This window comes from Microbacterium marinilacus (assembly GCF_019753765.1).
Taxonomy (GTDB): Bacteria; Actinomycetota; Actinomycetes; order Actinomycetales; family Microbacteriaceae; genus Microbacterium; species Microbacterium marinilacus.
Genome location: NZ_JAIJZW010000005.1, coordinates 207,595 through 220,896 on the forward strand (window position 1 = coordinate 207,595; position 13,302 = coordinate 220,896).

General features: G+C 72.2%; 13 protein-coding genes. 6 read left to right on the forward strand and 7 right to left on the reverse strand.

Annotation, left to right across the window (positions count from 1 at the left end):
* Window positions 1-104: 104 nt before the first annotated feature.
* Window positions 105-788 (reverse strand): response regulator, encoded by a 684-nt coding sequence (locus tag K5S26_RS10605; RefSeq protein WP_221857945.1) that lies wholly within the window; start codon window positions 786-788, stop codon window positions 105-107.
* Window positions 785-1,990: a sensor histidine kinase gene (locus tag K5S26_RS10610; protein WP_221857946.1), complete on the reverse strand. Its 1,206-nt coding sequence runs from the start codon at window positions 1,988-1,990 to the stop codon at window positions 785-787. The genes K5S26_RS10605 and K5S26_RS10610 overlap by 4 nt, the downstream gene beginning before the upstream one ends.
* 182 nt (window positions 1,991-2,172) lie before the next feature.
* Between K5S26_RS10610 and phoU the strand changes: the two genes are divergently transcribed.
* Entirely contained in the window at window positions 2,173-2,844 is a 672-nt protein-coding gene (gene phoU / locus K5S26_RS10615; RefSeq protein ID WP_221857947.1) for a phosphate signaling complex protein PhoU, read from the forward strand.
* Window positions 2,845-2,913: 69 nt separating this feature from the next.
* Here phoU and K5S26_RS10620 read toward each other — a convergent pair whose 3' ends face one another.
* The gene (locus tag K5S26_RS10620; protein WP_221857948.1) at window positions 2,914-3,657 is read right to left on the reverse strand and encodes a phosphoglyceromutase; all 744 of its coding nucleotides are present in this window, start codon (window positions 3,655-3,657) and stop codon (window positions 2,914-2,916) included.
* 51 nt (window positions 3,658-3,708) lie between these two features.
* On the opposite strand from K5S26_RS10620, the gene K5S26_RS10625 reads away from it, so the two are divergent.
* Complete coding sequence (locus K5S26_RS10625) at window positions 3,709-4,539, forward strand: class I SAM-dependent methyltransferase (RefSeq protein WP_221857949.1); 831 nt, start codon at window positions 3,709-3,711, stop codon at window positions 4,537-4,539.
* A gap of 84 nt (window positions 4,540-4,623) precedes the next feature.
* Here the strand turns inward: K5S26_RS10625 and K5S26_RS10630 are convergent, their stop codons facing one another.
* The 4 genes from K5S26_RS10630 to K5S26_RS10645 form a co-directional block, all read right to left on the reverse strand.
* A complete protein-coding gene (locus K5S26_RS10630) occupies window positions 4,624-5,730 on the reverse strand; it encodes an FUSC family protein (protein WP_221857950.1) in 1,107 nt (368 codons plus the stop codon).
* A gap of 14 nt (window positions 5,731-5,744) precedes the next feature.
* On the reverse strand, window positions 5,745-6,884 hold the full coding sequence (gene ygfZ / locus K5S26_RS10635) for a CAF17-like 4Fe-4S cluster assembly/insertion protein YgfZ (RefSeq protein ID WP_221857951.1): 1,140 nt from the start codon (window positions 6,882-6,884) through the stop codon (window positions 5,745-5,747).
* The gene (locus tag K5S26_RS10640; RefSeq protein ID WP_221857952.1) at window positions 6,884-7,489 is read right to left on the reverse strand and encodes a nitrobindin family protein; all 606 of its coding nucleotides are present in this window, start codon (window positions 7,487-7,489) and stop codon (window positions 6,884-6,886) included. The genes ygfZ and K5S26_RS10640 overlap by 1 nt, the downstream gene beginning before the upstream one ends.
* A 142-nt stretch (window positions 7,490-7,631) precedes the next feature.
* Complete coding sequence (locus K5S26_RS10645) at window positions 7,632-7,922, reverse strand: hypothetical protein (RefSeq protein ID WP_221857953.1); 291 nt, start codon at window positions 7,920-7,922, stop codon at window positions 7,632-7,634.
* A gap of 202 nt (window positions 7,923-8,124) precedes the next feature.
* Between K5S26_RS10645 and K5S26_RS10650 the strand changes: the two genes are divergently transcribed.
* The 4 genes from K5S26_RS10650 (at window position 8,125) to K5S26_RS10665 (ending at window position 13,295) form a co-directional block, all read left to right on the forward strand.
* Window positions 8,125-8,814: a winged helix-turn-helix transcriptional regulator gene (locus K5S26_RS10650; protein ID WP_221857954.1), complete on the forward strand. Its 690-nt coding sequence runs from the start codon at window positions 8,125-8,127 to the stop codon at window positions 8,812-8,814.
* Between the two features lie 76 nt (window positions 8,815-8,890).
* Complete coding sequence (locus K5S26_RS10655) at window positions 8,891-11,068, forward strand: RNA degradosome polyphosphate kinase (RefSeq protein ID WP_221857955.1); 2,178 nt, start codon at window positions 8,891-8,893, stop codon at window positions 11,066-11,068.
* Window positions 11,065-12,006, forward strand: coding sequence for an NUDIX hydrolase (locus tag K5S26_RS10660; protein WP_221857956.1), 942 nt, complete (start codon window positions 11,065-11,067; stop codon window positions 12,004-12,006). Before K5S26_RS10655 ends, K5S26_RS10660 begins: the two co-directional genes overlap by 4 nt.
* Window positions 12,007-12,176: 170 nt before the next feature.
* Window positions 12,177-13,295, forward strand: coding sequence for a phosphate ABC transporter substrate-binding protein PstS (locus K5S26_RS10665; RefSeq protein WP_221857957.1), 1,119 nt, complete (start codon window positions 12,177-12,179; stop codon window positions 13,293-13,295).
* The last annotated feature ends 7 nt before the right edge of the window (window positions 13,296-13,302 follow it).

The following is a 13,302-nucleotide window of genomic DNA, read 5'->3' on the forward strand; positions in this document are numbered from 1 at the left end:
TGCAGGGTTCCCCCCCCCCCCCCCCACCCCCACCCGGGGCTCGCGGGCGCCCCCCCCCCCCCCCCCCGCCCTTCCGCGTTCGTCGGATGCGCGGCGTCGAGGCGTCAGCCCTCGAAGCGGTAGCCCAGCCCCCGCACGGTCACGAGCATGACCGGCTCGCTCGGCACCTGCTCGATCCGCGAGCGGATGCGCTTGATGTGCACGTCGAGCGTCTTGGTGTCGCCGAAGTAGTCGCTCCCCCACACGCGGTCGATCAGCTGACCGCGAGTGAGCACGCGCCCGGCGTTCCGCATCAGGACCTCGAGCAGCTCGAACTCCTTGAGAGGCATGTTGATCTGCTGGCCGTCGACGGCCACCGTGTGACGGTCGACGTCGAGCGTCACACGTCCGCCCTCGAGGACCCGCTCGTCCAGCTCGGCCTCGGCGTCGGCCGTGCGTCGCAGCACGGCGCGTATCCGCGCCAGCAGCTCGCGCGCGGAGTACGGCTTGGTGACGTAGTCGTCGGCGCCGAGCTCGAGCCCCACGACGATGTCGACCTCCGAGTCCTTCGCCGTCAGCATGATGATCGGGACACTCGACGTGGCACGCACCTGTCGGCAGACCTCGGTGCCCGGCATGCCGGGCAGCATCAGGTCGAGCAGGATCAGGTCTGCGCCCTGCTCGCGGTAGGCGGCGAGGGCCGCAGGGCCGTCCTCGGCGATCTCGACCTCGTAGCCCTCACGACGCAACAGGTAGGCGAGGGGCTCGGCGAGGTCGGGCTCGTCCTCGACCAGGAGAACACGCGTCATTGGAGGCCTTTCTTCGCGTCGGCGCCGGCGACGACGGTCGCGGGCCTCCGCTTCTTCTTCTTGACGGGGGTTTCGATCACGGGTGGGTCGCTGAGGGGCAGGCGGACGGTGAACGTCGAGCCGCGGTCGGGCTGCGACCACAGCCGGACCTCGCCGCCGTGTCGTGAGACGGCGTGCTTGACGATCGACAGCCCGAGGCCCGAGCCGCCCGTCCGGCGAGAGCGCGCCTGGTCCGCTCGGTAGAAGCGCTCGAACACGCGCTGCTGGTCCGACTCGGCGATGCCGATTCCCTGGTCCGTCACGGCGAGCTCGACGACGCCCTCGACCGATCGCACGCCCACGCCCACCCGGGATCCGCGAGGCGAGTACGCGATCGCGTTCGCGATGAGGTTGCCGACGGCCTCCTTGAGGATCTGCGTGTCGCCGCGCACGTAGAGGCCGCGGTCTCCCCCGCGCACCAGCTCGACCCCGGCGGAGTCGGCCTGCACCGCGTGCGCCTCGATGGCGGAGGCGACGACCTCGTCGATCGCCACGTCGCCCACCGAGGTCAGCTCGTCGGCCGCCTGCAGCCGCGAGAGGTTCATGATGCGTCCCGTGAGGCGCCCCAGCCTGTCCGCCTCCGCCGACAGCCGGGCGGTGAACGAGCGCACCTGCGCAGCGTCGTCGGCGGCGAGCTCGATCGCCTCGGCGAGCAGGGTGACGGCGCCGACGGGCGTCTTGAGCTCGTGGCTGGTGTTGGCGATGAAGTCGTGGCGCATCTGCTCCAGGCGCTCCTGCTCCGAGAGGTCCCGCACGATGAGCAGCGTGTGCCGCTCGCTGACGCGCGTCGCGCGCGCGGCGACCAGCCGGGAGTCGGCGGACATCCTGCCCCGCACCAGGCGCAGGTTCTCGGTCTCGGTCGTCCCCGCCCGCGCCGCGCGCACCAGGTCGCGCAGGCCGACGTGCTCGAGGTTCGCCCCCGCCTCGATGCCGAGCCACGGCGCGGAGGGGGACGTCGCCAGCACCAGGCCCGAGGCGTCGACCACGGCCGCCGCGTCGTCCATCGCGTCGAGCACCGCCGTCACACCGTCGGGCACCGTGCCGTCCGCCTCGCGCTCGGCGCGCTCCCGAGACCGCAGGGCCGCGAAGACGATGAGGGACGCTCCAGCCCCGATGATCGCCCCCAGCAGCAGGGCGAGCAGCGCGAGCTGCGTCGTGTCCATGACACCAGAGTAAAGTCAAGGAGAACGGAGGGTCGGACCGATCCGCATCCCGAGCGGGACGCGTCGCCGACTGTTCACCGGTGCGGCACCGTTCGTTCACCTGCGCTGACGAGAATCGCGGAGAGCGTGCAGACGGCCTCCGATGTCGCACGCCCCTCCGCGACACAGACGAAAGGTCACCGATGCGCGAAGTCTTCCACCAGTCACTCGAGGATGTGCAGACCCGCCTCGTCGAGATCGCCGAGCTCGTCACGGTCGCCATCGACAAGGCCACCCGGTCGTTCAGCACGAGCGACGTGGCCCTCGCCGAGGAGGTCATCGCCGATGACAAGCTCATCGACGAGCGCGCGGTCGCGCTGGACGAGCTGGCGATCGAGATCCTGGCTATGCAGCAGCCGGTCGCCCGCGACCTGCGCATCGTCGTCACCGCGCTGCGCGTGAGCGCATCGCTCGAGCGGATGGGCGACATGGCCGAGCACATCGCCCAGCTCGCCCGCACCCGCTACCCGGAGCGCGCGATCCCCAAGGGCCTCAAGGGCACGTTCACGAAGATGGGCGAGCTCGACGTGCAGATCGCCCGCACGCTCACCGAGCTGCTGCGCACGCAGGACCTGAAGATCGCCGACCACATCCGCAACAGCGACGACGACGTGGACGAGCTGCACGCCAGCGTGTTCGAGAAGGTGCTCAGCGACAGCTGGCAGGGCGAGGCCGGCGCGACCGTCGACGCGACGCTCGCGAGCCGCTACCACGAGCGCTTCGCCGACCACGCGGTGTCGATCGCCAAGAAGGTCATCTATCTCGGCACGGGCGACTGGGCCGCCGACGACCCGGTGACCGACCTGCCGGTCTGACCGCGTCCCGCGACGCGAGGAGCCCCCGCCCGGAAGATCCGGACGGGGGCTCCTCGCATTCGGCCGGCGTTACTTCTTGCCCTGAGAGGCGACGGCGGCCGCACCGGCCGCGGCGGCCTCCGGGTCGAGGTAGCGGCCCGGTCCGAGCGGCTTGAGGTCGTCGCCCAGCTCATAGACCAGCGGGATGCCGGTCGGGATGTTGAGGGCGGCGATGTCGTCGTCGCTGATGCCGTCGAGGTGCTTGACCAGGCCGCGCAGCGAGTTGCCGTGGGCCGCCACGAGGACGGTCTTGCCGGCCTGCAGGTCGGGGACGATCTCGTCCTCCCAGTAGGGCAGCATGCGGTCGATCACGAGCTTCAGCGACTCGGTACCCGGGACGTCCCCGTCGATGCCCGCGTAGCGCGGGTCGTCGGTCTGCGCGTACTCGTCGGCGGGGTCGATCACGGGCGGCGGCACGTCGAACGACCGACGCCACTCCATGAACTTCTCCTCGCCGAACTCGGCGAGCGTCTGCGCCTTGTCCTTGCCCTGCAGCGCGCCGTAGTGGCGCTCGTTGAGGCGCCACGAGCGCTTGACCGGGATCCACAGGCGGTCTGCGGCGTCGAGCGCGATGTTCGCGGTCTGGATGGCGCGGCTGAGCACCGACGTGTGGAGCACGTCGGGCAGCACGCCCTGCTCCTTCAGCAGCTCTCCGCCGCGCTTCGCCTCGCCGCGGCCGAGCTCGGTGAGCCGGACGTCGACCCATCCCGTGAAGAGGTTGAGCTCGTTCCACTCGCTCTGGCCGTGTCGCAGCAGGATCAGGGTGTGTGCCATGCCGCCAGCCTACCGAGCGGCGGGCCGTCTCGGAGACGCGAGAATGGATGCATGGCGCGCGCTGCACGGGGTCCCGAGGGACGCGCGACCCGCGGGACGACGGGCACGAACCGCCTGAGACGGATCGACCGCTGGATCGCCCACCTCCCCCCGCTGCGGCAGGCGGCCGACCCGCTCGTGGTCGACCTCGGCTACGGCGCGAACGGCGTGACGACGCTCGAGCTGGAGGCGCGGCTGCGGCGCGTGCGCGACGACGTCGAGGTGCTCGGTCTCGAGATCGACGCCGACCGCGTCGCGCGCGCGACCGCTCAGCTGGAGGCCACGAGGCGGGGCGAGACGGCGTTCGCGCCCGATGCCCGCGCGTCGTTCGCGCGCGGCGGGTTCGAGGTGCCGGTCGACGGCGGGCGGCGGCCCGCGGTGATCCGGGCGTTCAACGTGCTGCGCCAGTACGACGAGCAGGACGTCCCGTCGGCGTGGCAGCGGATGACCGGGCGCCTCGCGCCGGGCGGGGTGCTGGTCGAGGGCACGTGCGACGAGATCGGGCGCGTCTGCAGCTGGATCGACGTCTCCGACGCGGGCGACCCGACGCGGCTCACGATCTCGCTGCGGCTGACCGACCTGGAGCGCCCGAGCGTGGTGGCCGAGCGACTGCCGAAGGCGCTCATCCACCGCAACGTGCCGGGCGAGCGCGTGCACGGTCTGCTGAGCGCCCTGGACCGCGAGTGGGACCGGGCCTCGCCGCTGGCGCCGTTCGGCCCGACCCAGCGCTGGATGGCCGCGGTCACCGCCCTGCGCGACCGCGGCGTCCCCGTGATCGGCGGCCGCAGCCGCTGGCGCCTGGGCGAGCTCACCGTCCCCTGGGACGTCGTGCGGCCCGCGTGAGGCAGGAAGCGGTGCGAGAGCGCCCTTCCCACCGCCGATAAGGGCCGTCTCGCACCGGACGGTCGCGCTGCGCGGGCCCGCGGATCAGATGCGCGGGATCGCGCCTCGCGCCTCGGCGGGAGGAACGCCGGACGCGACCAGCAGGTCGACCACGAGCGGGCGCAGCGCCGAGACGAGCGCCTGCTCGCCCAGCGACGCCCCGGGCAGCATCGCGGCGGGGTCGAGCCGTCGCGCGATCGCGAGCAGCGTCTCGCGCGCGACCGGCTCCTGCGAGATGTCGTCGATGGACGCGCCGACCAGGGTCGCCGCGCGCACGATCTCGGCCATCGCGTCGGCGGGCACGTCCCGCGGGCTGCGGTCCTCGCAGACGTACACGATGCGCCGGCCGACCACGCGCAGGTTGCGCATCGCGAGGTCCATGGCCTGCAAGATGCGCGCGTGCCGCTCGAGCTCGGCCCGGCGGCCGCGCAGGAACGGCGAGATGCGCGCGATCGACCGGCCGGAGTCGAGCGACGCGCGCCAGGCCTCGAGCGGCGCCTGCAGTCCGCGCGCCTTCTCGAGGCCGCGCTCCGCCCGCAGCCGGTCGCCGCGCCGCACGGCCACGACGAGCCGCTCGGCGGCGGCGTCGAACTGCGCGAAGAAGGCACGGGCGTCCCGGATCGCGGCGGTGGCGGGGTTGCGAGGCAGCACCGCGGTGACGACCACGGCCAGGACGCCCCCGATCACGCCGTCCAGCAGCCGGGAGAACGGCACCGGCGCGAGGGGCAGGATCATCGCGATCGCCGCCTGGATCGCCGCGGCGATCGCGAACTGCGGCGAGGGCGACAGGAAGCGGGCCAGCAGCATCGTCACGGCGAGAGCCACCGCGAGCTGCCACCACCCGCTGCCCAGGGCGAAGCGCAACGCCTCCGAGACGAGGATGCCCGTGAGCATCCCGACCACCGTCTCCGCCACGCGGCCGGGCCGCGCGTCGCGCGCCAGCCCCAGGCTCGAGATCGCCACGGTCGCGGCGATCATCGGCGTCTCGTGGCCGAGCAGGTGCCGGCCGATCAGGTATCCGCACGTCGCGGCGATGACGATCTGCGCGACGGCGATCCACGACTCCCGCAGGCGGGTGAGACCGGGTCGCGGCGAGAAGCGCGTGCGCCAGGTGACCGGAACGGCCTCCGTCATCGGCTGCGAGTCGGACATCCCCCGCCCGCCCGTCACCGCGCGGGCGGCTCGGCGAGGGGGCGTCGCGACAGGCGGGTGAGGCGGGGCACCTCGGCGGTCGCCCCCGCGTCCGCCGGCACGATGACCTCCTGCGCCGCCGCGATCCGCGTGCCGTCGACCTCGATCTCGAGCGCCGCGTCTCCCGGCACCCTCCGCGCGAGCACCGCCAGGGCGATCGGGCCGAGCTCGTGGTGCAGGGCGCTGCTGCTGATGCGGCCGACCTCCGCGCTCGCGTCGTCGGCGCCGCTCATCCGCACGGCAGAGCCCGGCTCCGGAAGCACGCTGTCGCTGCCGTCGAGGTGCAGCATCGCGAGCCGACGCGGCGGATGACCCAGGTTGTGCACCTTGGCGACGGTCTCCTGGCCGCGGTAGCAGCCCTTGTTCAGATGCACGGCCGTGCGCAGCCAGTCGTACTCGTGCGGGATGGCCCGCTCGTCGACCTCACGGCTCCACCGCGGCCGCCAGGCGGCGATCCGCAGCGCCTCCGCGGCCAGCAGCCCCGCGGGCTCCACGTCGTCGAGCCCACCGAGCGCTGCCCGCTCGACGACAGCCTCGGCCCACGCGTAGTCGGCGCCCGGGTGGTCGGGGGCGGCGGAGTACTGCCAGCCGCCCGCGGTCACCTGCCGCCAGGGGTCGATCCAGACGAGCGGGACGCCGTTCGGGCCGGCGACGGCGGCGATCACGCGCTCCTGCGCCTCGGCGCCCTGGAAGAACGCCAGCACCGCGAGGTCGTCGCGCACGGCGACCTCGACGCGCGAGCGGAACCGCATCATCGTCAGCCACTTCGCGAGGCCCGCCGCGTCTCCGGCGTCGACAAGCAGCCAGGTGGACGCCCCGTCGTCGACCACCCCGGCCGCGTGCTCGACGCGGCCCTGCGGATCGAGCACCAGCAGCTCGGTGCTCTCGCCTGCGGCGAGCGTCGACACGGCCTGGGACGTGATCGAGTCGAGCCACGTCAGCCGGTCGGGGCCCGCGACCTCGATCACCGCGCGGTCGTCGCGCGGGACGACAGCGCCTCCGACGGCGAGGCGCCGCTGCTCGCGCACCGGGTCGCCGAAATGCAGGACGCCCTCGTCGCCCAGGACGGCGCCCGCGCGGTCGGCGAACAGAGGGCTGACGTCACCGGCGGCCATCAGGCCACCTTCGCCAGCCGCGCCGAGGCGTGAGAGCCGAGCTCGCTCCCCAGCGCCGCGATGTCCCACGCCCACAGCAGGTGGCCGTCGACGAGGCCGTAGATACGGGTCGCGGCCGCGTAATGGCGCGCGCTGGCGGTGCGGACGACCGCATCGGTCGCGAGGTCGATGCGGGGGCCCTTCACCTGGCCGAGGTAGAGCTCGCTCACGCCGTCGGAGTGGACGAGCGAGACCTCGAGGTCGAAGCCGTCGTCGGCGTTGCGCAGCAGCTCGACGTCGTCGGCGGTCCGCGGCGCGGGCGAGCCGAGCGCGGGCAGCAGCCCCGGTCCCGGCTCCGCGTCCGTCGCCGGGCGGGCCAGCCGCCAGAAGCCGGTCTCGGAGTTCAGCGGCCGAGCGGTCTCGCCGTCCGCGGCGGCCAGCTGAGCCGACGCGGAGTAGTTGAGGAACGGCCCGCCGTCATGGCTGAAGCTCACGCGGTGCGAGAACTCGCCCTCGTAGTGGACGTCGCCCACGCGATAGTCGATCACGCCGGTCCCCTCCCACACGCCGATGAGCCACGAGAGGGGCACCAGATCGGCGGGGAGGTCGGTGGGCAGCTCGATCATGCTGCCCTCCCTCAGCGCTGGCCGCGGAACAGGTTCCAGACGACCGCGCCGGAGACGAAGGCGATCGCCAGGCTGGCGAGGCCCAGCAGCCCGACGAAGAAGAGTTCGAGCGCGACGAGATCCATGAGCCCAGTCTATCCCGTCAGACCACGGTGATGGCGGCGAGCGCCAACGCGAAGGAGACGGCGCCGAGGATGCCGAGCGCGCCGACGGCCGCGACGCCGACACGGAACACGAATCCGCGGGCCCGCCCGTCCACGAGCTGCGCCACGAACGCGAACACGACGCACGCGCCGCCGGCGACGCCCAGCCACCCGAAACGGGCCGCGAAGGGGACGAAGACGCCGATGGCGATCGCCGCGGCGAGCCCGAACGCCCAGGTCGCGGCGACGCCGCCGTATCGGCGCCGGGGGGCGAGCTCGGGGATCGTCACGTGTCCATTGTCGGCGACTCCCCGCCGATCTGTCGAACGCCGCGTCGGCACGGCACGTCCCCGCTACGCCGCGCGACGCGACGGCGTGCGCGACCGCGCGCCGAGAGGACGGTCCGGCAGACCTTATGATGGGTGCCACGATGCGCGTCCCCACCGCATCGACCCAGGGCGCGGCCACCCCTCCGCCCCGAAAGGACGTCGCTTGGCCCAGCTTCTCGTATTGAGCTCCGCCCCTGGCGGAGGGCCCGTCCTGCCCGCCCTCGAGCTGCTGAGCCACCGGGTGCGGCAGATCCCCGCGGAGCCGGCGCAGCTCGTCAACGCCCCGAGCGCCGAGGTGATCTTCGTCGACGCGCGCATCGACCTGGTCGGCGCCAAGTCGCTCTGCAAGATCCTCAACACCACGGGCCTGGACGCGCCGCTGATCCTCGTCGTGACGGAGGGCGGCCTGACCGCCGTGTCGACCGACTGGGGCGTCGACGACGTGATCCTGGTCACCGCGGGCCCCGCCGAGGTGGACGCCCGCGTGCGCCTCGCGATCGGGCGTCAGACCAGCGAGCAGGTGTCGACGCGGATCCAGACCTCCGGCATCACGATCGACGAGTCGTCCTACTCCGCGAAGGTGCACGGCAAGCCGCTCGACCTCACGTACAAGGAGTTCCAGCTGCTGCACTTCTTCGCGACGCATCCGTCGCGGGTGTTCACGCGCGAGCAGCTGCTCAGCGAGGTGTGGGGCTACGACTACTTCGGCGGCACCCGCACGGTCGACGTCCATGTGCGGCGACTGCGCGCCAAGCTCGGCGACCTGGAGCAGCTGATCGGCACGGTGCGCAACGTGGGCTACCGGTTCAACGTCTACGAGGACGACCAGCTCCCCACGACCTCGGGGTCCTGAACCGCCCGGAGACGGTCGACGGCCGGCGATGACGGCTGTTCACGCGCACGTCACGTGCCGGTGGCAGGATGGGCCCATGATCGACTCCGCCATCGTGGACACCGGCATCGGGGACGCAGAGGACGACGACTTCGACGCCGCCGTCGAGGCGCCCGACGCCCAGCTGCCGGAGAACCGCTACCTCGACCGCGAGCTCAGCTGGCTGTCGTTCAACCAGCGGGTGCTCGAGCTCGCCGAGGACCCGGCCGTCCCCGCTCTCGAGCGGGCGAACTTCCTCGCGATCTTCGCCAGCAACCTCGACGAGTTCTTCATGGTGCGCGTGGCGGGCCTCAAGCGCCGCATCGTCACGGGCCTGGCGGTGCCGACGAACGTGGGACGCCCGCCGGCCGAGGTGCTCGCCGGCATCTCGGAGGAGGCGCACGCGCTGCAGCTGCGGCACGCCACCGCGTGGGACGAGCACGTGCGCCCCGCGCTGTCCGAGGCGGGCATCGAGGTCGTCGGGTGGCCGGCCCTCGACGACGACGAGCGCCGGGCGATGTACGACTACTTCCAGGCGAAGGTCTTCCCGGTGCTGATGCCCCTGGCCGTCGACCCGGCGCACCCGTTCCCCTACATCTCGGGCCTGTCGCTCAACCTCGCCATCCGCATCCGCAACGCGCGCACCGGCCGACAGGAGTTCGCGCGGCTCAAGGTGCCGCCCATGCTGCCCCGCTTCGTCGAGGTGGCGGGCTCCACGGGCGAAAGCGTGCGTTACCTGCCGCTCGAGGAGCTCATCGCCGAGCACCTCGACGACCTCTTCCCCGGCATGGAGGTGCTCGACCACCACGCGTTCCGCCTGACGCGGAACGAGGACGTGGTGATCGAGGAGGACGAGTCGGAGAACCTGATCCAGGCGCTCGAGGCCGAGCTGCTGCGGCGCCGCTTCGGGCCGCCGATCCGGCTCGAGATCACGGACGACATGGACGACGTCACGCTCGACCTGCTGATCAAGGAGCTCGACATCACCGAGCAGGAGGTCTACCGCCTGCCCGGCCCGCTCGACCTGCGGGCGCTGTTCGGCCTCGCCCGCATCGACCGCCCCGAGCTGCACTACGCCCCGCACGTGCCCACCACGGCGCTGGCTTTCCAGTCGGCCGAGCAGTCGAGCACGGCGCGCGCCGACCTGTTCGCCGCGATCCGCAAGGGCGACGTGCTCGTGCACCACCCCTACGAGTCGTTCGCGACCAGCGTGCAGGCCTTCCTCGAGCAGGCGGCGAAGGACCCCCATGTGCTCGCGATCAAGCAGACGCTGTACCGCACGTCGGGCGACAGCCCGATCGTGCAGGCCCTGATCGACGCGGCCGAGGCCGGCAAGCAGGTGCTCGCGCTGGTCGAGGTGAAGGCCCGGTTCGACGAGGCCAACAACATCGTGTGGGCGCGCAAGCTCGAGAAGGCCGGAGTGCACGTGGTGTACGGCCTCGTGGGCCTCAAGACGCACTGCAAGCTGGCGCTGGTGATCCGCGAGGAGAAGGGCGAGCTGCGCCACTACAGCCACGTCGGCACCGGCAACTACAACCCCAAGACGAGCCGCCTGTACGAGGACTTCGGGCTGTTCACGACCGATCCGCAGGTCGGCCGCGACCTGACGAGGCTGTTCAACGAGCTCAGCGGCTACGCGATCGAGAAGAAGTTCAAGCGGCTGCTCGTCGCCCCGCTGCACCTGCGCAAGGGCCTCGTCCGGCTGATCGACCGCGAGCGCCGCCACGCCCTCGACGGGAAGCCCGCGAGCGTGCGCATCAAGGTCAACTCGATGGTCGACGAGCAGATCATCGACGCCCTCTACCGCGCGAGCATCGCGGGCGTGAAGGTGGACGTGTGGGTGCGCGGCATCTGCTCGCTGCGCACCGACCTGCCGGGGGTGAGCGACAACATCACCGTGCGGTCGATCCTGGGCCGCTACCTCGAGCACTCGCGCATCTTCGCGTTCGAGAACGACGGCGACCCCGAGGTGTACATCGGCAGCGCCGACATGATGCACCGCAACCTCGACCGCCGTGTCGAGGCGCTGGTGCGCGTCGTGGCCCCCAAGCACGTCCGCGAGCTGCTGACGCTGTTCGACGTCGCGATGGACGCGGGGACGAGCTCGTGGCACCTCGGCGAGAACGGCACATGGACGCGGCACAGCGTCGACGAGGACGGCAAGCCGCTCACCGACCTGCAGGACCGCCGGATGAGCGCGGTGCGCCGCCGCCGTCAGGCGCGCGTCAGCCGATGACGGCGAAGGTCGCCGTCTATGCCGCGGGAGGGGTCGTCTGGCGCGTCGTCGACGGCAAGCTGCGGGTGCTGCTCGTCCACCGGACCAAGTACCGCGACCTGACCCTGCCGAAGGGCAAGGTCGATCCCGGCGAGATGCTCGCCGAGACGGCGGTGCGCGAGATCTTCGAGGAGACCGGCATCCGGACGGCGCTGGGCGCGCCCCTCGGCGTCTCGCACTACAGTCTGCCGAGCGGCCGGCAGAAGATCGTGCACTACTGGGCGGCGGAGGCCACCGAGGCGGCGATCCGAGAGAGCGCGTTCGTGCCAGGCCCCGAGATCGCCGCGATCGAGTGGGTGAGCCTCAAGAAGGCGCACGCGCGGCTCAGCTACCCGGTCGACGTGGAGATCCTCGAGCACTTCGAGAGGCTCGTCGACGACGGCGTGCTGCACACCTTCCCGGTGATCGCGCTGCGCCATGGCAAGGCCGTCGCGCGCGACGAGTGGAGCGGCCCCGACGCCGCGCGCCCGCTCCAGCCGCGGGGCAAGGAGCAGGCGAAGGCGATCGTCGGCGCGCTGCGCGCGTTCGGCGTCCGGCGCATCGTCTCGAGCACCGCCGTGCGCTGCGTCAAGACGGTGGCGCCGCTGTCGAAGGCCCTCGGCCGCCGCATCGACGAGACCGACCTGATCAGCCAAGACGCGTGGGAGGACGGCGCCGCCGACGTGCGGGACGTCGTCGGCCGGCGCGTGCGCGCCGGCAAGCCGGCGGTGCTGTGCAGCCACGGTCCCGTGCTGCCCGACATCCTCTCCGAGCTCGCCCTCGCGACCGGGACCCTGCGCGGCTCGTATCTGTCCGACGCCGCGGCGCTGGAGACGGGCGCGTTCAGCGTCGCCCACCTGTCGGCGACCAATCCCGGATCCGGGATCGTCGCGATCGAGACCCACGCACCCAAGGTGTGAGCCCGCTGTGCGACGCCTGCGCGTTCCCAGCGCTCAGGCGGATCGATGCACGCAGTTCACCTGCTGTTCACCGGCGCACCGCAGTCTCGTCACTGCCCTCTCCTACGGTCACGATGTGCCCTGCGACCCGGCGGGGACGTCCCTGAATCCCTGATCGAAACGGATACACAGTGAAGATCGCTCGTTTCACCCGCATCGCCGCACTCGGTGCCGTCGCCGCCTTCGCCCTCGCCGGTTGCGCGGCCAACGAGGCTCCGGCCGGCAACGGCGACAGCAGCGCGCCCGCCGACGGCGGCTCGTCGCTCAGCGGCACCATCAGCGCCACGGGCGCGTCCTCGCAGGGCAGCGCGCAGGAGGCCTGGGTCGCCGCGTTCCAGACCGCCAACGGCGACGTGACCGTCAACTACAACCCGACCGGCTCGGGCGTGGGCCGCGAGAACTTCATCTCGGGCGCCGCCAACTCGAACTTCATCGGCTCGGACCGCGCGTTCAACGACGAGGAGATCGCCGCCGGCGGCTTCGGCGCCTGCGTCACCGACGACATCGTCGAGGTGCCCGCCTACATCTCGCCCGTCGCCATCGCGTTCAACCTCGACGGCGTCGACACGCTGAACCTGGACGCCGCGACGATCGCCGGCATCTTCTCCGGTGAGATCGACAACTGGAACGACGACGCCATCGCCTCCCAGAACGAGGGCGTGGAGCTGCCCGACCAGGCCATCACCCCCGTCTTCCGTTCCGACCCCTCGGGCACGCAGGAGACCTTCACCTCGTACCTCGAGGCGACCGCGCCCGACGTGTGGACGGACGAGGCCTCGGACGAGTGGCCGCTGGACATCGGCGAGGGCGCCCAGGGCACCTCGGGCGTGAAGCAGGCCATCTCGGCCGGCGCCGGCTACATCGGCTTCCTCGACGCGTCGCAGGCCGACGGCCTGGGCCAGACCGCCGTGAAGGTCGGCGACGAGTACGTGCCGTACTCGGCCGACGCCGCCGCCGCGCTCGTCGAGGCCTCGCCGCTCGTCGAGGGCCGCTCGGACCACGACCTCGCCTTCGAGGTCGACGCGGCCGCCGCGCCCGACGGCTCGTACCCGATCGCCCTGGTCAGCTACCTGATCGCCTGCACCGAGTACGAGGACCCGGAGGTCGCCACCCTCGTCAAGGAGTACATCGGCTTCGTGACCTCGACCGAGGGCCAGGAGATCGCCGCCGAGGCCGCGGGCAGCGCCCCGCTCTCGTCGGGCCTGCAGGAGCAGATCTCGACCGCCCTCGAGGCGATCCAGGTCGGCTGATCCCCTC